The sequence below is a fragment of the Streptomyces sp. NPDC057939 genome (assembly GCF_042887545.1).
GTDB lineage: Bacteria > Actinomycetota > Actinomycetes > Streptomycetales > Streptomycetaceae > Streptomyces.
This window is the reverse complement of sequence record NZ_JBHVPG010000002.1, coordinates 104,573-130,466: the sequence shown is the minus strand read 5'-3', so window position 1 is coordinate 130,466 and position 25,894 is coordinate 104,573. Positions and strand designations below refer to the sequence as shown.

14 protein-coding genes are annotated in these 25,894 nt (G+C 72.0%); 10 read left to right on the top strand and 4 right to left on the bottom strand.

Annotated features, from left to right (window positions below; translation table 11 throughout):
- Nucleotides 1–306: 306 nt before the first annotated feature.
- A complete protein-coding gene (locus ACFVS6_RS02805) occupies nt 307–2,004 on the top strand; it encodes an ADP-ribosyltransferase domain-containing protein (RefSeq protein ID WP_389700146.1) in 1,698 nt (565 codons plus the stop codon).
- Between the two features lie 9 nt (nt 2,005–2,013).
- Here the strand turns inward: ACFVS6_RS02805 and ACFVS6_RS02800 are convergent, their stop codons facing one another.
- The 3 genes from ACFVS6_RS02800 to ACFVS6_RS02790 all read right to left on the bottom strand — a co-directional run bounded on the left by ACFVS6_RS02800 (nt 2,014) and on the right by ACFVS6_RS02790 (nt 3,601).
- A complete protein-coding gene (locus ACFVS6_RS02800) occupies nt 2,014–2,544 on the bottom strand; it encodes an adenylate kinase (RefSeq protein ID WP_389700145.1) in 531 nt (176 codons plus the stop codon).
- Between the two features lie 86 nt (nt 2,545–2,630).
- Entirely contained in the window at nt 2,631–3,062 is a 432-nt protein-coding gene (locus ACFVS6_RS02795) for a hypothetical protein (RefSeq protein WP_389700144.1), read from the bottom strand.
- A 59-nt stretch (nt 3,063–3,121) separates the two neighbouring features.
- On the bottom strand, nt 3,122–3,601 hold the full coding sequence (locus ACFVS6_RS02790) for a hypothetical protein (RefSeq protein ID WP_389700143.1): 480 nt from the start codon (nt 3,599–3,601) through the stop codon (nt 3,122–3,124).
- Nucleotides 3,602–3,903: 302 nt separating this feature from the next.
- Here ACFVS6_RS02790 and ACFVS6_RS02785 point away from each other — a divergent pair, with 302 nt between their 5' ends.
- The 8 genes from ACFVS6_RS02785 to ACFVS6_RS02750 all read left to right on the top strand — a co-directional run bounded on the left by ACFVS6_RS02785 (nt 3,904) and on the right by ACFVS6_RS02750 (nt 24,235).
- Nucleotides 3,904–4,782 carry an aminoglycoside phosphotransferase family protein gene (locus ACFVS6_RS02785; protein WP_389700472.1) on the top strand — a complete coding sequence of 293 codons (879 nt, stop codon included), beginning with the start codon at nt 3,904–3,906 and terminating at the stop codon, nt 4,780–4,782.
- A gap of 267 nt (nt 4,783–5,049) precedes the next feature.
- A complete protein-coding gene (locus ACFVS6_RS02780) occupies nt 5,050–6,108 on the top strand; it encodes a FecCD family ABC transporter permease (protein WP_389700142.1) in 1,059 nt (352 codons plus the stop codon).
- A gap of 130 nt (nt 6,109–6,238) precedes the next feature.
- Nucleotides 6,239–7,390 (top strand): FecCD family ABC transporter permease, encoded by a 1,152-nt coding sequence (locus ACFVS6_RS02775; RefSeq protein ID WP_389700141.1) that lies wholly within the window; start codon nt 6,239–6,241, stop codon nt 7,388–7,390.
- Nucleotides 7,391–7,432: 42 nt separating this feature from the next.
- A complete protein-coding gene (locus ACFVS6_RS02770; protein WP_389700140.1) occupies nt 7,433–8,329 on the top strand; it encodes an ABC transporter ATP-binding protein in 897 nt (298 codons plus the stop codon).
- 150 nt (nt 8,330–8,479) lie between these two features.
- Nucleotides 8,480–9,544 (top strand): iron-siderophore ABC transporter substrate-binding protein, encoded by a 1,065-nt coding sequence (locus tag ACFVS6_RS02765; RefSeq protein WP_389700139.1) that lies wholly within the window; start codon nt 8,480–8,482, stop codon nt 9,542–9,544.
- Nucleotides 9,541–11,331 (top strand): ABC transporter ATP-binding protein, encoded by a 1,791-nt coding sequence (locus ACFVS6_RS02760; protein WP_389700138.1) that lies wholly within the window; start codon nt 9,541–9,543, stop codon nt 11,329–11,331. The genes ACFVS6_RS02765 and ACFVS6_RS02760 overlap by 4 nt, the downstream gene beginning before the upstream one ends.
- A 57-nt stretch (nt 11,332–11,388) precedes the next feature.
- Complete coding sequence (locus ACFVS6_RS02755) at nt 11,389–22,548, top strand: amino acid adenylation domain-containing protein (RefSeq protein ID WP_389700137.1); 11,160 nt, start codon at nt 11,389–11,391, stop codon at nt 22,546–22,548.
- Nucleotides 22,535–24,235, top strand: a complete 1,701-nt coding sequence (locus tag ACFVS6_RS02750; protein WP_389700136.1) for an ABC transporter ATP-binding protein — start codon at nt 22,535–22,537, stop codon at nt 24,233–24,235. The genes ACFVS6_RS02755 and ACFVS6_RS02750 overlap by 14 nt, the downstream gene beginning before the upstream one ends.
- Nucleotides 24,236–24,312: 77 nt before the next feature.
- On the opposite strand, the gene ACFVS6_RS02745 is transcribed toward ACFVS6_RS02750, so the two are convergent.
- A complete protein-coding gene (locus ACFVS6_RS02745) occupies nt 24,313–25,491 on the bottom strand; it encodes an alpha/beta fold hydrolase (RefSeq protein WP_389700135.1) in 1,179 nt (392 codons plus the stop codon).
- Nucleotides 25,492–25,652: 161 nt separating this feature from the next.
- Here ACFVS6_RS02745 and ACFVS6_RS02740 point away from each other — a divergent pair, with 161 nt between their 5' ends.
- Nucleotides 25,653–25,877 (top strand): MbtH family protein, encoded by a 225-nt coding sequence (locus ACFVS6_RS02740; protein ID WP_389700134.1) that lies wholly within the window; start codon nt 25,653–25,655, stop codon nt 25,875–25,877.
- Nucleotides 25,878–25,894 lie beyond the last annotated feature (17 nt).

Here is a 25,894-nt window from a genome sequence, read left to right as displayed (position 1 = left end):
CTGACAACGCGGCTGACGGAGCCCGACCGTGACGTACCGTCATGATTGCGGGTGTCCGAGCCCGGTGTTAGCCTGCCGCCAGATTTACGCCGACGCGGTCCCGAAACCCATGCCGGCCCGCCCCCGCACGGCTCTGCCCGGCCCCACCGGCCCACCCACGCCCGACGCCCCGCCCAGGAGCGCTCGGGATGCGTGCCGCACCCATTCCGGGGCCCGCGACCGCGCCGGCACACCCCAGCAGCCCCAACCCCACCCTCTTCGCCCCTGTGGCCATGAGCCCGCCCGACGATTCGGAGTGCCTTCACGATGCGCGATGAAAACGCCCCGGCCGATGCCAAGGTCGATCCCGATCCCGATGCCGATCCCGATGCCGACGCCACTTTCGACGTCCCCGTCGACGCCGGAGCCGAGGCCGGCGCGCTCACCGACCCGCTCGCCCTCGCCGAACTGTTCAAGGGCGGTGGCGAACCGTGGCTGCCGTTGCTGAAGCAGGTCATCGAGTCGCAACCGGAAGCGTCCGGCTTCATCGGCCAGGGCCGCAGCCCGGAGGTCGTCCCCGTCCGCGAACTGACCTTCCAGGCCCTCAAGCCCCATCCGCCACACAAGTGGAAGGTCGTGGTCTTCGGGCAGAACCCGTACCCGCGGCCCGAGAGCGCCACCGGCATAGCCATGTTCGACAACACCTTCCACGACTGGAAGGACAGTCAGTTCGGCAAGGTCGTGAGCATCCGCTGCATCATCAAGGCGGCAGCGATGTGGAAGCACGGCATCCCCAAGAAGACCCCGATCGCCGACGTCCGCGCCCTCCTGGCGGAGCACGACGTGGTCCAGCCGCCCGAGTGGTTCCAGGCGATGCTCACGCAGGGCGTGCTGCTGCTGAACGCGGCGCTCACCGCGAGCGCCGACGGAGCGATGGGAGCCGGACGGCACACGGCCTTCTGGCGTCCGGTCGTCGAGCGCATCGTCGAAGAGATCCTCAAGGCGAAGCAGGAGGCGGCCGAGGAGGACCGGGGCGTCGTCTTCGCCTGGTGGGGGGCACACGCACGCACCCTGAAGAACGTCGTCCTGCGGCTCCAGAAGAAGTACCCGGACGTCGAGGTCCGGCACATCGACCACCCCAACCCGGCCGCGCAGGGTGACGTCTTCTGCGAGGGCGACCACTTCCGCATGGTCAACGACGCCCTCGCGTCGCTGGGCGCCGACGGGATCGACTGGCTGCCGAGCAAGGGGTGGAACCGGGCCGCGGCGGGCGCCGGCGGGACGAACGACGGCACGGCCGATCGGATGGGCGCGTTCATCGCGTCCACCATGGAACAGCACCAGCTCTACCTGGACCGCCTCTCCGGGGTCAAGGACGAGGGCCTCGTCCTCCCGGCGATCACCGGCGTGTTCGACACCCCGCTGATGGGCTTCGGTGAAGCCGTCGCTCCGGTGGCCGCGCTGCTCCGCGACCTCGGCCGGCACGTCGACCGGTCCTACGAGTTCGGTAGGTCGCGGGCCGACGATGGCGCCGACGGCCTGTCCGCGGACGCGATCGCCGCGCTCCACCTCTACACGTGCGAGTCCGCGTTCTACCGCGAGATCAACGCCGTGCTACGTGCCCCTGACCGCACGAAGGTCGTCCCGTACCTGCCGTACCTGCGGCTGCTGTTCTCCGCCGTGTCGCATCTCCCGGCCCGCACGGAGTCGTTGTGGCGCGGGGTGGCCCTGGACCTGCGAGCGCAGTACCCGTTGGGGCGGACGGTGACCTGGTGGGGCGTGTCCTCGTGCACGTCGAAACTCGGTGTGGCACGGGCCTTCCTCGGCAACCGGGGCAAGCGGACGCTCTTCGAGGTGGTCCCGGTCCGGGCGGTGGGGATCCGCCGCTTCTCCGCGTTCACGGACGAGGAGGAATTCATCCTCTCGCCCGGTACGCAGTTCAAGGTCACGGGCGTCACGACCGAGCGGGGCGGCCTGTGCACCGTCAAGCTGACCGAACTGGAGGAACAGGGCCTGGTGTCCTGACGACTGGCCCTACGAGCCGGCCCGGACGTCGCTCAGCCACCGCCGTACCTCCCGGGTGTCGCGCAGTCGGACGGCGACGAGGTGGGGATGGGCCGCGAGTCGCTCACCGATGGCTGCGCGCCTCACCGAGTGGTGGGTCCAGGCCCAGCGCATGGGGTGTTCGGGATCGAACAGGAACTCCCGCAGGGTCTCCCGGTTCCCGTTCCACAACTCACGCCGGGTGACGACCCGGAGGACCGATCGACGCACGACCCGCCACATCACCGTCCGTCGGGGCAGGTCGAGCCAGACCAGGGTGTCCGCCCTGGTCCACAACAGGCCGCCGAGCGTGGAATGGTACTGCTCCTCGCACACCCATCGGGGCTCGGCGGTGAACCTGGCGACGTCGTCCTCGAACTCGGGGCGCTTCACCCACTTCGGACCGTGGTAGAGGGCGTCCAGCTCGGTTCGGGGCAACCCGAGGCGAGCGGCGAGCGCCGTCGCCATCGTGGTTTTGCCCGATCCCGAGATCCCGGCGACGATCACACGTTCCATACCCATGCGCCGCAGGGTATCCGGGCCGGGTCCGTGCCGGGTCCGTGCCGGGTCCGACCGGTTCGGCGAGGGACCGCCCCGGGTGCCCGACGCTAGAGCTCGTGGTCGCGGGCCAGTTCCGTCCAGCGGATGTCGCGGAGCGCGGGATCGGCGTCCTCGCCCGACGGGACGTCCGGGAGGGGCTGGAACCAGGCCACCGTGAGCGCGGAACGGTGCAGGAACGGGTCGAGGTCGGGATCGATGGCCGTCGAACTGAAGGCCCCGATGCATGCCACGGCGGGCAGCACCTCGACAGGGCCGAAGGCGCCACCGCTCCCGTCCGGATACTCGCGCGACGGCGGGACGAGATGGACGGGCCCGGAGGAGAAATCACGTTCGGCTTCGAACAGCAGGCCGCGCACCTGCATGTCGTTCACGACCTTGCAGGGGTAGCCCTCCAACAACCCGGCATAGGTCGATGACATCCGCAGCCCGGTGAGTTCGATCGATCGACCGGACGAGAGGACTATGTGGCTCAGCGACATGCCGACACCTTACGTGCACGATCCACCGCCGATGCGCGTCGCGGACGTCTCCTGCGGGATCAGCCGGCCGGCGTGCACACGTCGGCGTTCGTGCCGGGCCGGAACGGACGCAGGACCCGCTCGATCCCGGCCAGGGCGGCGAGCAGTTGTCGCGCCCCCTCGGCAACGCGACCGTCGGGGTCGCGGACCATCTCCGCGCACAGCCGTGCCGCTTCGTCCCGGTCGTCGGAGCGGATGCCGTACACGTCGTCGATCGCGGTGTGGATCCAATCGGCGTGATTCGAGTCGGCGACCGCGAGGGCGGACGCGACGACCCTCAGCGCGGCCGGGTCCCCCCGCCGGAGCAGGGCCCCCGCGGTCACCCGGGTGACGAAGGTGTCGGCATGGTCGAGTACGAGGCTCCGCAGTGGTTCGGAGGCTCCGGGCATCTCGGCGAGGGCTGCGAGCCCTTGACCGGCGTCGGCCCGATCGATGTGGTCGTGGCTGCGTCCCAACTCCACGAGCGCGGCCACGGCCGCATGCCGCAGCTCGCTGTTCATCCCGCCCACCGCCGATTCGTCGTGGCGGCGACCGCAGCCGGAAGCCATCCGTGGGGGCGTGGGCCCGCTCGGTCGAGCACGGTTCGTCCTCTCCCTCTTCCGTTTCCACCGGAGAGCGGTAACGCGGATCCCCCGCCACCGCCGTCCGGGCCGTCCGGCTCCCGCCGCAGGCGGGGCCGGTACACGGTAACGGCGCCGGCCCGGTGCGGGCACGGCGAATATCGGTTCCGCGGCGTGGCGCGGTCGTGCGACGATCCGGGTCAGGAGCCGGAAGAACGGGCAGGTGGGGGCGCATGGCCAGGATGCACGCGGACGAAGCGGAAACCGACGCGGGCCTGGTCCGGCGGTTGTTGCGCGCCCAGTTCCCCCAGTGGGCGGACCTCCCGGTCACCCGGCTCGCCTCCGGAGGCACCGTCAACGCGATCTACCGGCTCGGCGACGACCTGACCGTGCGGCTGCCGCTGCGCCCCGGCGGCGGCGAAGCCATCGCCATGGAGGCGCGGCTGCTGCCCCGGCTCGCTCCGCTACTGCCGCTGCCGATCCCGGAGGTCGTGGTCACCGGCGTTCCGGGGGAGGGGTACCCCCTGCACTGGTCGGTGTACCGGTGGATCGAAGGCCGCAACCCCGTCGAGGGCGACCTGGCGGAGCCCGGCCCCGTGGCCCGCGACCTCGCCGAGTTCGCCGTGGCCTTCCGCAACGTCGACCTGGCCGACGGTCCGCCCGCGCACCGCGGCGAGCCGCTGATCACCGAGGACCGGGAAGTACGGGCCGCGATCGAGGCGCTGCGCCACACCGACGAGCCCTTCGACGCCGACGAGATCACCGCTGCCTGGGAGGAAGCGCTCGCCGCCCCGCCCTGGACCGGCCCGGCGTGCTGGACGCACTCCGACCTCATGCCGAGCAACCTGCTGCTGGCGGGTGACCGCGTCTCGGCGGTCATCGACTTCGGCACCGTGGGCATGGGAGAACCCGCCACCGACCTCATCCCCGCCTGGAACCTGCTGCCCGCCCCGGCGCGGCACGCCTACCGCGAGGCGGTGGACGTGGACGACGCGACGTGGGCCCGCAGCCGGGGCTGGGCGCTGTCCATGGCGGTCATCCAACTGCCCTACTACCGGACGACCAATGCCATCATCTCGGCCAACGCCCGTCACGTGATCCGCGAGGTCCTCGGGACCTGAACGCGCGGCCGTCCTGGACAGGGGTGGGGGTGGTGCGGGGGCCGCGCGCTCCCGCCCGCCCGTTTTGTCTATCGACAGCCGTAAAAGATCAGCTTAGCCTTGCCTAAGTTCTGCACGCGACCGCGATCCCGTGCGTCCCGTTCCTCCTGCTTCGAGTACCAGCCACACTTCGTCCGGCATCGAGCGACGTCCATCCGCGCGGCCGCCGGTGGTGAGGGCCGCCGATCCGGGTTCACCCGGTGGATCGAAGGGATAACGTACAGCGACATGGGCACGACCACGGTGGAGCGCTCGGCGCGCAAAGGCGCAACTGACCTTCAGAACCGCAGAGTTACCGGCGTATTTGTCCTCTCGCTGGTCCTCCTGACCGCAGCGGTCGTGTCGTTGGCGGTCGGGGCCCGGGCGCTGAGCCCCGGGGAGGTGTGGCAGGGGCTGATCGGGGCGCCGGACTCGGACCGGCGGCTCACCGAGATCAGACTCATCGTGCGGACCGTACGGGTGCCCCGGACGGTGCTCGCGGTCGTGGCGGGCATCGCCCTGGGGGTCGGCGGGGCGCTGATCCAGGGCTACACGCGCAACCCGATCGCCGACACCGGCCTGTTGGGGGTGAACTCCGGCGCCTCGTTCGCGGTGGTGACGGTGATCGCCGTGTTCGGGTTCGTCAACCCGTTCCAGTACGTGTGGTTCGCCTTCCTGGGCGCCGCGGTCTCCGGCGTCGTCGTGTTCGGGCTGGCGAGCATGGGCCGCGGGGCGGGCAACCCGTTGACGCTGGCCCTCGCCGGACAGGGGGTGACCGTGTTCCTCGCAGCGATGACGACGGCGGTCGCGCTCTCGGACAAGGCGTCGCTGAACGCGCTGCGCTTCTGGAACGCGGGCTCCGTCGCCGGGGTCGGGTTCGACGTGATCTGGCCCGTGACCGCCTTCATCGGGGCCGGGTTGCTGCTGGCGCTGACCACGCTGCCGGCCGTCAACCTCCTCAACCTGGGCGACGACGTGGCGCGGGGACTGGGGGTGAACGTCGCGCTGATCCGCACCACCGGCATCATCGCCATCACCCTGCTGGCCGGAGCTGCCACCGCGGCCTGCGGGCCCATCGCGTTCATCGGCCTCATGGTGGCGCACGTGGCCAGATATCTGACCGGCCCCGACTATCGCTGGCTCGTCCCGTACGCCGGCCTGCTCGGCGCGATCGTCCTCCTGGTCTGCGACATCGTGGGACGCCTGCTGGTGCGCCCGGGCGAATTGGACGCGGGCGTCGTCGTGGCCCTCCTCGGCGCTCCCTTCTTCGCGTTCCTGGTGTGGCGCGGAAAGTTCAGGAGCGCGTGAACGGGTCCTGCGTCGCTTCATCGGGCGCGAAGGGATCCGACGTGCAGGCGTCCGGCGCGAAGGTGTCGGAGGCGAAGGCGTCGGGCGTGATGTCGGTGGACACGAACGCATCGGAGGTGAGGGCGCGGTCATGAAGGCATCCGATGTGAAGTCATCCGGCACCGGGCCGTCCGGCACCGGGTCGCCGGGCGAGCGGTCGTCGGGCTCGACGTCGTCGAACGCCGGGTCGTCGGGCGCGAGGTCGCCCGTGGTGCCCGGCGTGCGGTTGGGCCGGGTGTCGTTCGTCTGGCGGCCGTGGATGGTGGCCGTCACCGTGTTGCTGGCCACGGCGACCTTCCTCGTGTTCTGCCTGTCCATCGCTGTCGGGGACTTCCCCATCGCCCTGCCGCAGGTGATCGCCACGATCCTGGGCGGGGGCGAGCAGGTCGACGAGTTCGTGATCATGGATTTGCGGATGCCGCGCGCCCTGGCCGGATGCGTCGTCGGCGTCGCGCTCGGCATGTCCGGGGCGATCACCCAGTCCATCGCACGGAATCCGCTGGCCAGTCCGGACATCCTCGGCATCACGGGGGGCGCCGGTGCGGTCGCCGTGTTCCTGGTGACGGTGTCCGGCGGGACCGCGACCGCCGTCGTCAACTCCGTGGGCCTGTCCGGGGCGGCCCTCGCGGGTGGTCTCGGTACGGGGCTCCTCGTGTACTTCCTCGCGTGGCGGCGCGGCGTGGACGGCTTCCGGCTCATCCTCATCGGGATCTCGGTGAGCGCCGTGATGGAGGCGATCACGACCTGGCTGTTGGTCAGTGCCGACATCCGGGACGTGGCCAGGGCGCAGGCCTGGCTGATCGGCTCGCTGGACAACCGCTCCTGGGACGACATCACGGTCGCGCTCCGGTCCACGCTCGTCCTGATGGCCGTCGTGGCGTGCGTGGCCTTCCAGTTCAAACCGATGCACCTCGGTGACGAGGTGGCCGCCGGCCTCGGCGTCCGGTACGCGGTGGTCCGGGCGGTCCTGCTCCTGTGCGCCGTCCTACTGGCCGGGGTGGCGGTCAGCGCGGCGGGTCCGGTCCCGTTCGTCGCCCTCGTGGCGCCGCAGGTGGCCATGCGGCTGGTCAGGTGCCCCACGCCGCCGATGATCGCCTCCGGCGTGGTCGGAGCGCTCCTGCTGATCGGTGCGGACCTCATCGCGCGCGCGGCGCTGCCGATCACGCTGCCGGTCGGTGTGGTGACCGCGGCGGTCGGCGGCCCCTTCCTCGTCTACCTACTGGTGCGGGCCAACGTCCGCTGACCGGTGCACACGTTCGAGCAAGTCGGGATCTGGGGGGGAAACGTGTCCGTTCAACACATCACCGGGACCGGCCCGGGAGGTGACGGCGCCGCCTCCGGAGGTGACGGCTCCTCCAGGCTGGCGGCCCGGGGCGTCACGGTCGGGTACGGCGCCCGCACCGTCATCGACGGCCTCGACGTGGCGGTACCGCCACGGGTGATCACCACCATCATCGGCGCCAACGGGTGCGGGAAGTCGACCCTGTTGCGGACCCTGTCACGGTTGCTCAAACCGACGAGCGGGACGGTCGTGCTGGACGGCGAGGACATCGCCACCCTCCGGACCCGGGACGTGGCGAAGAAGCTCGGCCTGCTCCCGCAGGCCCCGGTGGCGCCCGAGGGCCTCACGGTGGCCGACCTGGTGGCCAGGGGCCGCCATCCGCACCAGAGTTGGCTTCGGCAGTGGTCGTCGGACGACGCGGCCGTCGTGGAACGGGCATTGGCGATGACCGGCGTGGCCGACCTGGCGGACCGCCCTGTCGATGCGCTGTCCGGCGGACAGCGCCAGCGCGTGTGGATCTCGATGACGCTGGCCCAGGGCACCGACCTGCTGTTGCTGGACGAGCCGACCACCTACCTGGACCTCGCGCACGCGATCGACGTGCTCGACCTCGTGGACGACCTCCACGAGTCGGGGTGCACCGTGGTCATGGTGCTCCACGACCTCAACCTGGCGACCCGCTACAGCGACAACCTCATCGTCATGAAGGAGGGTTCGATCCTGGCGCAGGGCCATCCCGGCGACGTCATCGACGCCGATCTGTTGTACGAGGCGTTCGGTCTGCGCGCCAAGGTCATCGACGATCCGGTCGGCGACCGACCGCTCATCGTGCCGATCGGCCGCGCCCACGTACGGGTCGAGAGGTCGGACAAAGATACGGAGCAAGTAAGGCTAGGCTAGCCTCACTTGCGCACGGTAGGGTTTGCCTGCCTTCGGGCAGGACGAGACGAACGGGAACGGCGACGCGGACGGCGACACGGCCGCAACGCGGACCGCGAGTCGAACCGCGACACGGACTGCAACGGACAGTACGACAGCAAGGGACTGCGGATGCCTCTCCAGCGAACGACGCGTACGAACTCCCGGCGAAGGGCGGCGGCGTTACTGTCCGCGGCCACCCTCGGGCTCGGCCTCCTCGCCGGGTGCGGTTCGGACACCAAGGGCGAGGGGGACAAGAAGAGCGACGGCGCCCCGGCCGCCGCGACCGGCGCCTTCCCGGTCGGCGTGGAGCACGCGTTCGGATCGACGAAGGTCACCAAGGCGCCCCAGCGGGTGGTCTCCGTCGGCTACACCGACGACCAAGCCATCCTTGCCCTCGGCATCAAGCCCGTCGGGATGGTCGACCAGTACCCGAACCCGCCGGGCACGGCTCCCGACATCAACACCCAATGGCCCTGGGTCAAGGAGAAGTGGGGCGCCACCCGCCCCGAGGTCGTCATGAACAACGGCGACGCCGGCCCGAACTACGAGAAGATCGCCGCCCTGCGCCCCGACCTGATCATCGCGGTGTACTCCGAGATCGACCAGGCCGCCTACGACAAGCTCTCCAAGATCGCACCGACGGTGGGTCGCACCAAGGCCGAGAAGGAGCCGTTCAGCGCTCCCTGGCAGGACAACGCCCTCCACATCTCCAAGGCCCTGGGCAAGGCCGACGAGGGCGCCGCGCTGGTGAAGGGCATCCAGGACAAGCTGGACGCGGCCCGCGCCGCCCACCCCGAGTTCGCCTCCCAGACCGCCGTCGCACTGTCCTGGTACAAGGACGCGGCGGCCCCGTTCACCACCACCGACGTACGGGGACGGCTCGTCACGGGCATCGGCTTCAAGGGGCAGACCGAGATCGACAGGATCGCGGACGGCAAGTTCTTCACCACGCTCTCCCCGGAACGCATGGACCTGATCGACGTCGACCGGCTCTTCGTCATCAACGACAAGGCGGACACGGAAGCCCTGAAGAAGTTCGAGCTCTTCGCCAACCTGTCCGCCGTCAAGAACGGCAAGGTGTCCTACCTGCTGGACAGCGAGGGACCCGCGGTCGGCGCGGCCATGTCCCAGGGCACCCTGCTGTCCCTGCCCTACGCCATCGACGAACTCGTCAAGTCGGTCGGCAAGGGGTGACCACCACCGAAACGCGCGGGGCCGCCCAGTCCACCCTGCACACGACGACCGGACGGGAGGCCGCCCGCTGGGTGGCCGCGCACTGCCGCGAACGGCCCTGGCTGACCTCGGCCACCGTGCTCACCACGGTGGCCGGGGCGGCGCTCCAGGTACTCCCGCTGCTGCTGCTCGGCCGGGTCGTCGACGCGGTCGTCGCGGGCGGGTCACGGTCGATCCTGATCACGACCGGGGTGGTGATGGTGGCCGCCGCGTTGCTCGGCGCGGCGGCCACCGCGGTGTCGACGTACCTCGTGGGGCGCCTCGGCGCCGACCTGCTCGCCCGGCTGCGCGAAGGCGCCGTCCGGGCCGTGCTGGGGATGCCGAGCGCACGGATCGAACAGGTCGGCCGGGGCGACGTGCTGTCCCGGGTCGGCGATGACGTGGCCGTGCTGTCCAAGGGCATCCGTACGGCCGTCCCCACGGTGTTCTCGGCGGGCGTGCTGGTCGTCATCGCCACCGTCGGCATGTTCGGCCTGGACTGGCGGCTCGGCCTGGCGGGCGCCGGCGCGCTGCCCGCGTACGCGCTGGCCCTGCGCTGGTACCTGCCGGTGTCCGCCCCGCTCTACCGGCAGCAGCGCGCAGCCCAGGCCGACCGCGCGCAGGCGCTGATCAGCGGACTGAACGGGATCGACACCGTCCGGGCGTACCGCCTGGAAGGGGCCGTCCGGGACAAGGTCACCAGCGAGTCGTGGCGGGTGCGCAACCTCGGCGTCGAGGTGTTCCGGCTCTTCGGTCGCTTCGTCGGCAGGGAGAACCGCGCCGAGTTCATCGGGCTGGTCCTGATCATCGTGGTCGGGTACGCCCTGCTGGAGGCCGACGCCGCCACCCTGGGTGAGGTGTCGGCCGCGCCGCTGTTGTTCCACCGACTGTTCACCCCGCTGGGCTCCATCATGTTCACCTTCGACGAGGCGCAGAAGTCGGGCGCGAGCCTGACCCGGCTGGTCGGAGTACTGGGGGAGGACGCGGAGGATCGCCTCGTCGGCGCCCTGGCCGCCGCTTCGGCCGCGGACGAGCGCCACCCGGTGACGGTGCGGGGGCTGACGTTCGGCTACCCGGACACCGAGGAACCGGTCCTGCGGGACGTCGACCTGACGATCCCGGCCGGTGGCTCGCTCGCCCTGGTGGGGGCGACCGGCGCGGGAAAATCGACCCTGGCCGCCCTGGTCGCGGGCATCGGCACCCCGCAGGCCGGCTCCGTGCGCATCGGCCCGACGGACCTCGCCGGAGTGGACGAGGCCGGGGCCCGGGCACTGGTGAGCATCCTGACGCAGGAGACCCACGTGTTCTCCGGACCGCTCGCCGAGGACCTCCGGCTGGCAGCTCCGGACGCGACCGACGACGAGGTGATGGCGGCCCTGACCACGGTCGGCGCCGACACCTGGGTCCGGGCCCTGCCCGCCGGACCGGACACCCCGGTCGGTGAGGGCGGCGAGCGGCTCGACGTCACCAAGGTCGCGCAGATCGCCCTGGCCCGGCTCGTCCTGGGCCGGGCGCCGGTGGTCGTGCTCGACGAGTCGACCGCGGAGGCGGGCAGCGAGGGCGCGGCCGAGCTGGAACGCGCCGTGCTGGCCGCCTGCACGGGACGCACCACCCTGTTCGTGGCGCACCGCCTGACCCAGGCCGTGGCGGCGGACCGGATCGCCGTGCTGGACGCGGGTCGCGTCGTGGAACAGGGCAGCCACGAGGAACTGGTGGCCCTGGACGGCCGCTACGCGAGGCTGTGGCAGGCGTGGCGGGAAGGCAGCTGAGTGACCCCGGCTCCGTACGGGACCGGATGGTGAAACAGAAAGGACGTTGAGTCTCCGATGACGGAACCGACAGCTCGTCACGTACTGCTTTCTGCGACACGCCTGGCCGACGTGCGCCGGAGAACCGGTCAGCACTCCGACCGGACCATCGCCGAAGCGTGCGCGATCGGGCTGTCGTACTGGGCCACGGGCCGCGACCCCGAAGGCCTGGAGTTGACCCCCGGCACCCTGTTCGTCGACGTCCTCGCGTGGGTGGACAACGGTGGGGTCGGACCTGCCGACTGGGAGGTCGGCGCCGACGGCCGGAGCATCGCCGTCCCGGACGGCGTCGTGCGCGCCGAGGCGCAACTCGCCCTGGACGACCTCGCCGACTTCCCGGACCGGCCCGTCGCCACCATCGGCCCCTCCGGCGCGGCGGGGCGGATCGCGGCCCTCGCCGGGTGGAACGACACCGACGCGGATCGACTCCGGCCGACCATCGTCGAGATGTTCCTGGAACAGGCCCGGACCAGGCCGGACGCCATCGCGATCGTCGACGAACACCGCACTCTGACGTATCGTCGAGCAGCCTGCTTATCGGGCCAGTTGGCCGATCATCTGGTCGAGCTGGGAGTCGCCGCCGAACAGGTCGTCGGCATCTCGCTGGGCCGATCCGCCGACATGGTCGTCGCCCTGCTCGGCGTGCTCCGGGCCGGCGCCGCGTTCGTACCCCTCGATCCCCAATGGCCGGCCGCGCGCCGGGCCGTGGTCATCGCCGACGCCCGCGTCGGCCTGCAGATCAACACCTCCGGCGAGCACGCCCCCGACGAACCGGATGCCGTACCGGTCGACCTCGGCGACTGGCGGTTCGGCTCCCGCCCCGACCTGGGCGCCGGACCCGTCGTCCCCGGCGACGCCCTCGCCTACGTGATCTTCACGTCCGGGTCGACCGGTCGGCCCAAGGGCGCCATGATCCGCCACGAGGCGATCAGCGAGCGCCTGCTGTGGCAGGTCGACGAGATCCTCCACTTCGGACCCGACGACGCCTCGCTGTTCAAGGCACCGCTGTCCTTCGACATCTCCATCAACGAGATCTTCCTGCCCCTGGTGTCCGGCGGCAGGCTCGTGGTGCTGCGCCCCGGCGGCGAACGCGACCCGCACCACCTGCTGGAGGTCATCGCCGAACAGCGCGTCACCTTCACCTACTTGGTCTCGTCCATGCTCGACGTCCTGCTGGAGATCGCGGGCGAATCCGGCCGGCTGGACTGCCTGCGGCACGTGTGGTGCGGCGGCGAGGTACTGACCCCGGAGCTGTACGAACGCTTCCGCACCCGCCTCGACATACCGATGTACCACGGCTACGGCCCGGCCGAGACGACCATCGGCGTCTCCCACGTCATCTACCGGGGCACGGCGGAACGCCTGTCGACGTCGATCGGCAAGGCCAACCCCAACACCCGGCTCTACGTCCTCGACGACGAACTCCGCCCCGTACCCGTCGGCGTGGGCGGCGAACTCTACGTCGGCGGCTTCCTCCTGGGCCGCGGCTACGTCAACGCGCCCGGCCTGACCGCGTCGCGTTTCGTCGCGAACCCCTTCGCCACCGACGGTTCCCGGCTGTACCGCACCGGCGACCTCGCGCGCTTCGCCCCCGACGGCTCCCTCGACTTCCTGGGCCGCTCCGACAATCAGATCAAGATCCGCGGCATGCGGCTGGAGATCGAGGACGTCGAGGTCGGCCTCGCGGAACACCCCGCGGTACGGCACACCTGCGTCGTCGCGAGGAAGAACACGGCGGGCGGAACCTACCTGGTGGGCTACGTGATCCCGGCCGCCGGGAACGCGGCGCTGCGGGCGGACGAGGTCAAGGCGTGGGCCGCCGGGCACATGGTCGAGTACATGGTCCCCGCCCACGTCGTCGTGTTGGAGGAGTTCCCGCTCACGGCGAACGGCAAGATCGACCGGGCCGCGCTGCCCGAGCCCGCGCTCACCGCCGGCGCGGCCACCCCACCCGCCACGGAGAACGAACGCCTCGTGTGCGCGGCGGTCGCCACCGTGCTGCGCCTCGACGAGGTCGGCGTGGACCAGGACTTCTTCCAGCTCGGCGGGGACAGCATCCTGGCGATCTCCCTGCTGAGCGCGTTGCGCGAAGCGGGCCTCCACGTCACCGCACGCCAGATCTTCACGAACAGCGCCGTGGGGGCGCTCGCGGCGGTCGCGAACCGCGGCGCCGCCGTCGGCGTGGACCAGGCCGACGTGGCGACGGGCGCCGTCGTCGGATCACCCGTCGTGCAATGGCTCGGCGAGACCACGGACGCGATCGACGGCTTCGTCCAATCGGTGGTGCTGAACACCCCGCCGGACCTGACCGCCGACGGCCTCGACGCGGTACTCACCGCCCTGCTCGACCGCCACGACATGCTCCGGGCCAGGCTGGTGCGCGCGGACCGATGGGGCTTCGAGATTCCGGAGCCGGACCGGTCGGCCGCCCGGATCTGGCAGGAGAGCGACCGGCCGCTCGACGCCTGCGTCGCGCTCGCCACCGACGGACTGGACCCGGACGACGGCGTCATGCTGCGGGCCGTCTGGCGCCGCACGGCACGCCAACTCGTACTGGTCGCCCACCACGTCGTGATCGACGGAGTGTCCTGGCGGATCCTGATGGAGGACCTCGCCACGGCATGGCGCCGGTTCACCTCCGGAGAGCCCGTCGAACTGCCCCGCACGGGCACCTCGTTCCGACGCTGGACCCAGTTGCTGGAGCGCGCCGCGTTCGACCCGGACCGTGCCCGCTACCAACGCCCCCTGCCGGGACCGGACGCCCCGCTGGGCAGGCGCGCCCTGTCCGACGCCGACACCGTCGCCCGGGAACGGACCACGACCGTGCGCGTCGACCCCGACACCACGGCCGCACTGCTGGGCGAGGTACCCGCGAAGTTCCACGCGGGCGCCAACGACGTGCTCCTGACCGCGCTGGCCGTCGCCCTCGCCCGATGGCGCCGCGACCTCGGCCAGGACCAGACGTTCGCGCACGTCGAACTGGAGGGCCACGGCCGCGAAGCCCGGTTCGTGGCCGACAGCGCCGGCTTCGAACCGGATCTGTCCCGCACCGTCGGATGGTTCACCACCCTCTTCCCCGTGACCGTCGACCCCGGCCCCGCCGTCGACCGCACCGACCCCGGCCACCTGGCGACCGCCCTCAAGGCCGTCAAGGACGACCTCGCCCGGACCCCGCGGGGCGGCCTCTCCTACGGAGTCCTGCGGCACCTGACCGGAGCCGAGTTCGACAACCCCGCCCCACAGGTCCTGTTCAACTACCTCGGCCGCTTCGACGCCGGATCCGCCGGGGACTGGGAACTCGCCTACGCCACCGACCAGTTGGGGGAGCGGCGTGATCCACGGATGCGCCTGCCGCGCGCCCTGGAGTTCAACGCCATCGCCGAACCCGACGCGACCGGCGGCCACGAACTGGTCACCACCCTCTCCTGGCCCGAAGGGCTGCTCACGGACGAGGACGCGTCCGTCATCGGCGCGTACTTCCGGGAGGCCCTCACCGGGCTGGCCGCCCTGGCCACCCTGCCCGTCGGCGGCCACTCTCCCGGCGACTTCGCCCCGCTGGCGCTCACCCAGCGCGACGTCGACGACCTGGACGGCCCGACGCTGCGGGACGTCCTGCCGCTGACCCCGCTTCAGGAGGGCCTGTACTTCCACTCGGTCTTCGACGACGACACCGACGGCAGCTACGTCGAGCAGCAACTGCTCACCCTGGAAGGAGAGGTGGACGAGACCCGACTCGCGGCGGCGGCCACCCGACTGCTCGCCCTCCACCCCAACCTCGCAGCCCGGTTCGTCGCCCTCGCCGACGGCCGAGTGGTCTCCGTCCTGGAGAGCGGCGCGCAGGCCCCGTTCACCACCCTGGACCGACCCGGCATCACCGACGAGGAGATCCGCGACCACGCCGAACGGGACCGCCGCGCCGGCTTCGACCTGGCCGCCGGCCCGCTGATGCGCTACACCCTCATCCGCGCCGGCTCGGGTCGGCAGGTCCTCGTACAGACCGTGCACCACATCGTCGCCGACGGCTGGTCCGTACCGCCGATGCTCCGCGCCCTGCTCGCCGAGTACCACGCCCCTGGCACCGGGTACCCGCGCGCCGACTTCGGCGACCACGTGCGACGGCTCGCCTCGCTCGACGAGGACGAGAGCGACCGGGTGTGGCACGAACAGCTCGCCGGCCTGCCCGGCCCGTCCCTGGTCGCCGGGGGGAACCCACCGTCCGACCGGTTCGCCGACGCGGTCGAGGAACCGGACGCCGACATCGACGGGGCCGCCCGCTCGGCCGGGGTCCCGCTCAGCGTGGCCGTGCACAGCGCCTGGGCCCTCACGCTGGGCGGCGTCCTGCACACCCGGGACGTCGTGTTCGGCTCCACCGTCTCCGGGCGCGACGCGGACGTCCCCGGCATCGCGGACATGGTGGGCCTCCTCATCAACACCGTTCCCGTGCGGGCCCGATGGACCCCGACCACCACGGCACGCGAACTGCTCACCTCGGTGCGCGAACACCAGGACGCCGTCCGGCCCCACCAACACGTCTCCCTGGCGCGGATCAGCCGCCGGAGCGGCACGGGCCCCCTCTTCGACACCCTGGTGGTGTTCGACGTGGCGACCGACCTCGCGAAGCTGAGGAGCCCCGACGACACCCTCGTCATCACCGACGTCGTCAACGAGGGCGCCCCGCACTACCCGCTCACGCTCGTGGTGGAACGGACCTCCGACGGCCGCCCGCGCTTCAACCTCATCCACGACGCCGCACTGGTACGGGAGTCCACCGCCCGCGCCCTGCTCGCCACCTTCACCCGCACCCTCACGGGCCTGCTCGGCCGACCGGACGACCCGTTGCGCGAAGTGCTCCCCGAGGACACCCGGCGTCCCGCCCGCGTCAACCCGACCACCCTGGGCGCCCTGTTCGACGCCGCCGTACAGCGCGACCCGGACGCCCCCGCCGTCACCCAGTGCTCGATCGACGGCGCAACCCGGTCCCTGAGCTACGGCGAACTGGCGGACGCCCGGGACGCGTTGGTGTCCGCCCTGCGCGTGGCCGGAGTGGGGCCCGGCGAGCGGGTCGCCGTCGCCGTACCGCGTTCCGTGGAGCAGGTCACGGCCCTGATCGCCGTCGTCACCGCCGGCGGCGCCTACGTACCGCTGGAGCCCGCCTACCCGGACGAACGGCTGGAGTACATCCTGGCCGACTCCGCCCCGCAGGTCGTCCTCGTGGACCGTGAGCAGCGGGACCGGTTCGCACGGCTGCTGGCCCGGGCCGAAGTGCCGGCCCGCGTGCTCGTCCAGGGGGACGCGCCCGCACCCGACGACGTCGCGCCCACGACCGCGGCCCCGCCGACCGCCCGGGCCGTCGGGCAGGATCCGGCGTACGTGATCTACACGTCCGGATCCACCGGCGCCCCCAAGGGCGTCGTCGTCCCGCACTCCGCCGTGGTCACGCTGCTCGCGAACACCTGGCACGACATGGACTTCGCCCCGGAGGACGTGTGGGTCCAGTTCCACTCCTACTCCTTCGACTTCGCGGTCTGGGAACTGTGGGGCGCGCTGGCGCACGGCAGTGAACTCCTCATCCCGGAGCACGCGTTGACCCGCTCGCCGGTCGACTTCCACCGCCTGGTGCGCGACCGCGGAGTGACGGTGCTCAACCAGACGCCGTCGGCCTTCCACCAGTTCATCGAGGCCGACCGGCACGCCGGATCCCCGCCGACCAGCCTCCGTCGGGTCGTCTTCGGAGGGGAGGCGCTGGACCTCGGGCGGCTGCGCGGCTGGGTCGATCGGCACGGCACCACCACCCCCCAGCTGGTCAACATGTACGGCATCACCGAAACCACCGTGCACGTCACCCACCGCGTCCTGACCGACGAGGACTTCGACCGCGGCGACGACGTCAGCCCGATCGGGGCCCCCATCCCCGGCCTCGTCACGCACCTCCTCGACGACCGGCTCCGGCCGGTGCCACCGGGCCGGGAGGGCGCCATCTACGTGGCGGGCGACCAGGTGTCCCTCGGCTACCTCGGCCGGCCGGCGCTGACCGCCGGCCGGTTCGTGGCCGATCCGTTCGCCGGTGACGGCTCCCGCATGTACCACACGGGCGACCTCGCCCGCCGGACCCCCGACGGGGAACTGGAGTTCACGGGCCGCGCCGACGACCAGGTCCAGCTCAAGGGGTTCCGCATCGAGCTCGGTGAGGTGGAGTCCGGGATCAGGGAACTCGACGGCGTCGTCGACGTCGCCGTCACGGTGGCCGACAGCGGCGACCACCTGATCGCGCACGTCGTCGGACGCATCCCGGACGACTTCACCGCCCTGCTGACCGCGAAGCTGCCCGCGCACATGGTGCCCGGCCGGGCCCTGACCGTCGGCGCCCTGCCACTGACGGTCAACGGCAAACTGGACCGGAAGTCCCTCACCGAACGCGCCGCCCGACAGGACACCCCGCCACTGGGGAACGGCCCCGCGCCCGCCGCCCTCACCGCACTCGTCGACATCTTCACCGAGACGCTGCCCGGCACCGCCGTGGACGGCGACTGCGACTTCTTCCGGGCCGGCGGCGACAGCATCCTCGCCATCACCGTCGTCAACCGGGCCCGGGCACTGGGCCTCGCCATCACGCCGCGCGACGTGTTCCTGCTCAGGACCCCGCGCGCCCTCGCCGAGCACCTCACCACGAGCACACCGCGGGCGGCGCCGACCGCACCCCCAGCCCACCACGACGGCCCGCTGACACCGACACCGATCATCCTGCGCCAACGGGAGCTGGGCGGTCCCCTCAACCGGTTCGCCCAGGCCAGGACGGTTCGGGTGGCCGAGGGCGTCGGATTCCCGGACGTGCGGCGCGCCGCGAACGCCGTCGTGGCAGCACACCCCGCACTCCGGATGCGACTGCGCGTCGAACACGGGGTCTGGGCCCTGAGCACCGGACCCGCCCGCGAGGTCACCGTCACCCGACCCGCCACGACGGCCACCTCCCACCGGACGGTCACGCCGCCGGCGCCCGACACCCTCGACCCGACCGGGAGCCCCCTCCCGCCCGACACCTCCGATGCGACCGGAAGCCCCCTCCCGCCCGACACCTCCGATCCGACCGACACCCGTCTCCCGCTCGGGCTCTGCCGCGCGACCGCCGTGGCCGACGAGGCCGCAGGACGGCTCGACCCCGAGGCCGGCGAGGTCATCGCGTTCGCCTGGTTGGAGGAGAGCCGGACCCTCGTGGTCACCGTCCACCACCTCGCCGTCGACGCGGTCTCCTGGCTGGTCCTGCTGGACGACCTGACCACCGCCCTACGCGGCACGCCGCTGCCGCCGCCTACCACCTCCTACGCCGCCTACGCGGCGGCACTCGCCCACGGGTCCGCCCACGACATCGACGACCTCGGGCACTGGATCACCACGCTCCAGGCACCCCCGCTGCTCCCCGTCGTCGGAGCAGGCGCCCCGCGCGGGACCACGGTCGTCCTTCCGCCCGCGGTGAGCGACCTCGTCACCCGCACCGCGCCCGCAGCCCTCGGCGTCGACCTCACCGAACTGCTATGCGGCGCCCTGCGCACCGCCCTGACCCGAATCCAGCCCACACCCACCGACCTCGCGATCGAACTGGAGCTCCACGGTCGGGTTCCCGCACTGCCCGACCACGACTACAGCCGCACCGTCGGCTGGTTCACCGCCATCGCCCCCGTACGACTCACGGCGCACACCGACCCCGTCGCGGCGGCGCGCGAACTCGCCGAGCGCCGACCCGACGAACGCGCGCACGTCGCCTACGGACGGCTCAGGTACCTCGACCCGCAGACGGCCCCGCTGCTCACCGCCCGCCCGCAGGTGCTGTTCAACTACCTCGGCCGGAGCGGCGAGTCGCAGGCCCCGCAGCTCACCGGGGTCGAACGCGGCAGCCCGTACGCCGTCGAGGTCAACGCGTGGACCGACGCGGACACCGGAAGCCTGCACGCGGCCTTCACCCTGGCCGAAGGCGTACCCGACACGATCACCGAACACTGGTCCGCCGCCCTGACGGCCCTCGCCGACGCGGCGACGACGGCCGAGCGCACCGCGCCCGTCACCCCGCTCCAGCGGGGACTCCTCTTCCAGGCCCAGTTGGCGGGACCCGCCGGACACTACGTCGCACAGAGCCACTTCACCTTCGACCGGCGCCTGGACACCGACGCACTGGCCGAGGCGATGACATGGGTGATCGCGCGGCACCCGGTCGTCGGCGCCGGCTTCACCACCGACGACGACGGGAACCCGGTCCAGGTCCTCGGCGCCGGCCGGCGCGTCGACGTCCGCACCGTCACCCTCTCGACGGACGCGGAGATCGACACCCTCCTGGCCCGCGACCGCGACACGGGATTCGACCCGGACCGACCGCCACTGATCAGGCTGACCGTGATCCGCCTGCCCGACGACCGGGACGCCCTCCTGCTCAGCTACCACCTGCTGCTGTGGGACGGATGGTCCCGAGAGATCGTGCTGCGGGACCTGTTCGACGCCTACCGGGACGCGCTCGCCGGCGCGTTGACGGATCCGACCCCGGCCGTACCGGGCTTCGAGGACCACGCCCGCGCGCTCGCCGCCAAGGATCCCGCCGCGGCGGAACGCTTCTGGGCCGACCACCTGACCGGCCTGCCCGGACCGACCCTGCTCGCGGGACCGGCACCGACCCTCGCCGACGGCCTGCCGGGCACCCTCGTGCACACCCTCTCCGACGAACGGTCACAACTGCTGCGGGCAGCGGCCCGAGCCCACGGCGTCACCCTGAACTCCCTGCTGACCGGAGCCTTCGGTCTCCTGCTGGGCGCCCGCACGGGCCGCGCCGACGCCGTGTTCGGCGTGACCGTGTCCGGCCGCGAGGGCGAGGGCCTGTCCGACGTCGTCGGCGTGCTCCTCAACACCGTGCCCATGTGGACCCGGGCCCGGCCCGGCGACACGGTCCGGGAATACCTGTCGGCCGTACAGGACGCCAGGGTCGCCGCGATGGAACACGAACACCTCGGACTCGGCGAGATCCAACGCGCCGCCGGCCACGACGCACTGTTCGACAACCTGTTCGTCCTGCAGAACTTCCTGGACATGGACGCGTTCGCCGCGATGAACGCCCGACACGGCATCACCGCCGTGCGGGCCGACGACTCCACGCACTACCCCTTCACCTGGGTCGTCACCCCCGGCGAACGACTCACGGTCAAACTGGAACACCGCGACGACGACACCCCCGGCGCCCGCCGCCTCCTGGACGACTACCTGCGCGTGCTCGACGACCTGGCCCGGTGGACCGGGCCGCTGGGCACCCTGCGGGGCCTCGGCCCCGACCCCCGGCCCGGAGCCCGCACGGACGTGGGCACGGACACCGTCGTCGACCGTTTCGACCGGGCGGCGGACCGCGATCCGCAGCGGGTGGCCCTCGTCGCCGACGGCCGGACCATGACCTTCGGCCGGCTCCGCGACCGCAGCCGCGCGGTGGCCGGCGTCCTCGCCCGGCGCGGCATCGGCCCCGAGGACACGGTGGCCCTCGCTCTCCCGCGCTCCCTCGACTCGATCGTCGCCCTGTTCGCCGTGCTGCGCACGGGCGCCGCGTACGTACCGCTGGAACTGGACCATCCGGACGAGCGGATCGCGGCGATCGTCGCGGACGCGCACCCGGACGCCGTCCTCACCGTGAGCTCCGTGACACCCCGCCTCACCGGAGCCCCGACCGGAGCCCCGACGCCCGCCCTGATCGAGCTGGACCGGCCCCTGCCCGATGCCGAGCCGCTCGTGACGTTCGCACCGCGGGACCCCCACCGGCTCCGCCACCCCGCCTACACGATCTACACCTCCGGTTCCACCGGCAGGCCCAAGGGCGTGGTCACCGAGTACGCCGGGCTCACCAACATGCTGATCAACCACCAGCGCCGGATCTTCGAGCCCGTCCTCGCGGAACACGGCCACCGCACCTTCCGGATCGCGCACACCGTGTCGTTCGCGTTCGACATGTCCTGGGAGGAACTGCTGTGGCTCGCCGACGGCCACGAGGTGCACGTCTGTGACGAGGAGCTGCGCCGCGACGCCCCCCGGCTCGTCGAGTACTGCCTCCGCCACGGGATCGACGTCATCAACGTGACCCCGACCTACGCCCAGCAGCTCGTCGCCGAAGGACTCCTCGACGACCCGGCGCGCCGGCCGGCCCTGGTGCTCCTGGGCGGCGAGGCCGTCACCCCGACACTGTGGCAGCGGCTCGCCGCGACCGACGGCACGGCCGGCTACAACCTGTACGGACCCACCGAGTACACCATCAACACCCTCGGCGTCGGCACCTTCGAATGCCAGGACCCGGTCGTGGGCGTGGCGATCGACAACACCGACGTCCACGTCCTGGACCCATGGCTGCGCCCCCTGCCCGACGGGGTTCCCGGCGAGCTGTACGTGGCGGGCATCGGCATCGCCCGCGGCTACCTCGGACAACCCGCCCACAGCGCCCACCGGTTCGTCGCGTGCCCCTTCGGCCCGCCCGGCGAACGCATGTACCGCACGGGCGACCTGGTCGTCAGGCGGCCCGACGGAAACCTGATGTACCTGGGCAGGACCGACCAGCAGGTCAAGATCAGGGGACACCGCGTGGAGCTGGGCGAGGTCGAGGCCGCGTTCGCCGCGCACCCCGCCGTACGGTTCGTCGCGGCGGTCGCCCAGCCCGACCCGCAGGTCGACGGCACGCACCGGTTGGCCGCCTACCTGGTACTCGACGACGGCCACAGCGCTGGAGACGGCGGCGGTGATCGGGGCGACGACGCCGGGGGCGCCCTCCTCGCGGCCGTCGCCGCCGAAGTGGGCGCCGGGCTGCCGGACTTCCTGCGGCCCACCCACTACGCCCGGGTGGCCGGCATCCCGCTCACCGTCAACGGGAAGGCCGACACCAAGGCCCTGCCCGAGGCCAGGCCGCTCGGCGCACTGACCACGGCGGGGGAGCGGGGCCCGGCTACCGCGACGGAGACCGCCGTGTGCGAGTTCTTCGCCGAGGCGCTCGACCTGGACGACGACGAGGTGAGCGCAGTGGGCGACTTCATTTCCCTCGGCGGACACTCCATGCTGGCGGTGCGGCTGATCGGACTGCTCCGCCGCGAGTACGGTCCCGTCGTCACGGTCCGCGATCTGTTCACCCTACGAACCCCGGAAGCGATTGCACGCCACCTCGATGACAACTCCTGACACGCAGAGGCCCCGTACGGGGTCCGACATCCTTCGGACGGCACTGCGCCGCAACCTCGGAGCCATGTTCTGGGGAACCGTTCTCATGGGCCTCTACCAGGCCGGCGAGACCGCGTTCCCCATCGCGCTCGGCATGATCGTCGAGCACACGATGCAGGACCGCAGCCCGGGCGCCCTCGCCCTGTCGATCGGCGCGCTGGCCGTGATCATCACGACCGTGTCGCTGTCGTGGCGGTTCGGCATGCGCATCCTGCAGAAGGCCAACACGACCGAAGCGCACCGCTGGCGCGTACAGGTCGCCGACTGCGGACTCCAGCCGGTGCCCAGGGACACCGGTCTCAAGTCCGGCGAGGTGCTGACCATCGCCACGGAGGACGCCGACCAGACGGCCGACATCATCGAGGTGGTGCCGCTCCTGATCAGCTCACTGGTCGCCGTACTGATCGCGGCGGTCGCCCTGGGACTCGCCGACGGCCGACTCGGCCTGCTGGTGATCGTGGGAACCGTCGCGATCCTGCTCGTCCTCAGCGTGATGTCGAAGCGCATCGGCTCCAGCACCCGGGAACAGCAGGCCCGGGTGGCGCGGGCCGGTGCGAAGGTCGCCGACCTGATCACCGGTCTGCGCCCGCTGCACGGATTCGGCGGCAACCACGCCGCGTTCGGCTCCTACCGGAAGGTCAGCACGGAGGCGAGGCACCAGGCCGTCACCGTGGCCATGGCGAACGGTGCCTACGCGGGCACCGCCATGGCCCTGAACGCGGTCCTCGCCGCCACCGTGACCCTGACGGCCGGCTGGCTGGCGTTCGACCGGCAGATCACCATCGGCGAACTCGTCATGGCGGTGGGGTTGGCCCAGTTCATCATGGAGCCCCTCAAGATGTTCTCGGACATGCCCAAGTACGTGATGATGGCCCGGGCCTCGGCGCAGCGGATGGCGCTGGTCCTGACGGCTCCGCCGGTGACCACCCCGGGACCGCAACGCCCGGCCGCGGGAGGGTCCCTCGAAATCGACTGCGTCCGGTACGGCGTCCTGCGCGAGCTCAAGTTCCAAGTGCTCGCGGGAGAGTTCGTGGCGATCGCCGCCTACCAGCCGCGCGCCGCGGCCGACCTCGCCTCGATCCTGTCGGTGAAGGTCCCGCCCCATGCCTACGACGGCGTGGTGCGGGTCAGCGAGCAGGAGATCGGCGACCTGTCGATCGAGGCGGTCCGCGCGCACATGCTGGTGAACCCGTACGAGGCGGAGATCTTCGCGGGCACCCTCCGGACGAACATCGATCCGGCGGGCACCAGCCGCATGGTCGCCGAGGCCGTCGAGGCGTCCATGCTGACCGATGTCGTAGCCCTCCACCGCGAGGGGCTCGACCACGGCGTCCGCGACCGCGGCGCCAACCTCTCCGGCGGCCAGCGCCAACGACTGTCCCTGGCCCGCGCACTGGCCGCCGACACCGACGTCCTCGTCCTGCACGACCCGACGACGGCCGTCGACGCGGTCACCGAACAGCTCATCGCCCGCAGACTCGCCGAGCTGCGCCGCGGCCGCACCACCGTCGTGATCACCAGCAGCCCGGCGCTCCTGGACGCGGCCGACCGGGTACTCGTCCTCGACGACGGCGTCATCACGGCCGAGGACACCCACCGGAACCTGCTCGCCGGCGACGAGGACTACTGCGCGGCGGTGGCCCGCTGACCGACCGGGCCAGGGGCGACGGCGGCCCGACCGCCGTCGCCCCCGATGGGGCCGGCCCTTGCCGGACGACCTCCTCGTCACCCTCCTGACGCCGCGGGACGGGCGCGAGGGCGGCGACGGGAGTCCGACGACAGGCCCTGTCCGAGCACCCGGGCGACGTCCCTGAGCAGGGCGTGTCGCCAGCCCGCCCGGTCGTGGCCGGAGGGGGACCGGGAGACGCTCACGGTCGCCCCGGCCCGCTCGGTCAGGGCTTCCGTCAGCTCGCAGTGCGGCAGCATCCGGGTTTCGTGTTCCCCGACGTCGAAGGCGACCCGTAGGCCGGACAGGTCGGGTCCCTCCCGCAGGCGTGCGGCGAGGGCGCCGCCGACCGGGCCGGCCAACGGGTCGGCGAGAGCGGCCGCGCCCGGGGTCCACCAGAACGACCCCGACTGGCAGGCCACGCGGGACACCAGCTCGGGAAACTCCAACGCCGCGTACATCGCGCTGAGGCCGCCGAGGCTCTGCCCGACGACCACCAGCCGGTCCGGGTCGGCGACCACGCCGGTGTCCGCGACCAGTGGCAGCAGTTCGTCCCGGACGGCCTCCCACAGTTCCGGCCGGCAACCGAACTCGGCCTCCCGGTCCCGGGTCGGCAGGAAGACGAGCGTGACGGGCGGCAGGGCGCCGCTCGCGACGGCCGCGTCGAAGGCGGTCGCGGCCGGGTGCAGGTACAACCAGTCGTCCCCGTCGAGCAGCAGCACCAGCGGTCCACCACCGCCGGCCGGGTGTACCCGTACGGTCCGTCGGCCGCCGAGCCGCCGGCCGGCCCAGCGGACCCGGGTGTCGGGAAGCGGCAGGACGTCGTCCGGGCCGACGGCCGGCCAGTGCGGTTGCGCGGGGGTGTCGGGGGTGGTGGCGATGGACCGGTTCCCGCCGGCGCCGACCGGGTTGAGTGCGTCGGCGTCCGCGCCGTCGTCCGTGACGAACCGGTAGGTCACCCGTAGCCGGGCGGGCATGGGCACTTCGGCGTACCAGCAGTCCGAGTCGCCCCAACGCCGCAGGGGAACCGGTTCGGACCAGCTCTCGAAGTCGACCCGCGCGGGGGAGCCGCGCCGGAGGAACAGGGTCACCCAGCCGCCGTCGGACCGTACGGACACGGGTCCCCCCGCTGCCCGCGCCGCCGCCCAGAACCCGTCCGTACCGGGTCTGCCGGGCAGCCCGAACGAGGCGAAGGGATGTTCCGTCGCGGCTCCGGAGCCGGTGGCGGGATCGCTCACGGCCGGGCCCTCCGTTCGGTCACGAGGCGCATCGAGGTCTCCTTGTGAGGGGCAAGGGGAGAACGCTAAGCTCGTTCCAATTAGGCGAGCCTAACCTAAGCATGACGTTTCCTTCCCTTGGAGGTCCACCCCCGGACAGGGGTGGCGAGGAGGCACCGAACGTGAGCACCAACCCATTCGACGATGCCGAAGGCCGCTTCCTGGTCCTGGTGAACGCGGAGGGCCAGCACTCGCTCTGGCCGGCCTTCGCCGAGGTGCCGGGCGGCTGGAGCGCGGCCTTCGGCGAGGACACGCGGCAGGCGTGCCTGGACTTCGTCGAGACCCACTGGACGGACCTGCGCCCGCTCTCCCTCGCGCGGTCGATGGACGCCCGAACCGCGGGGTGACGGGGGAGGCCGGTCGA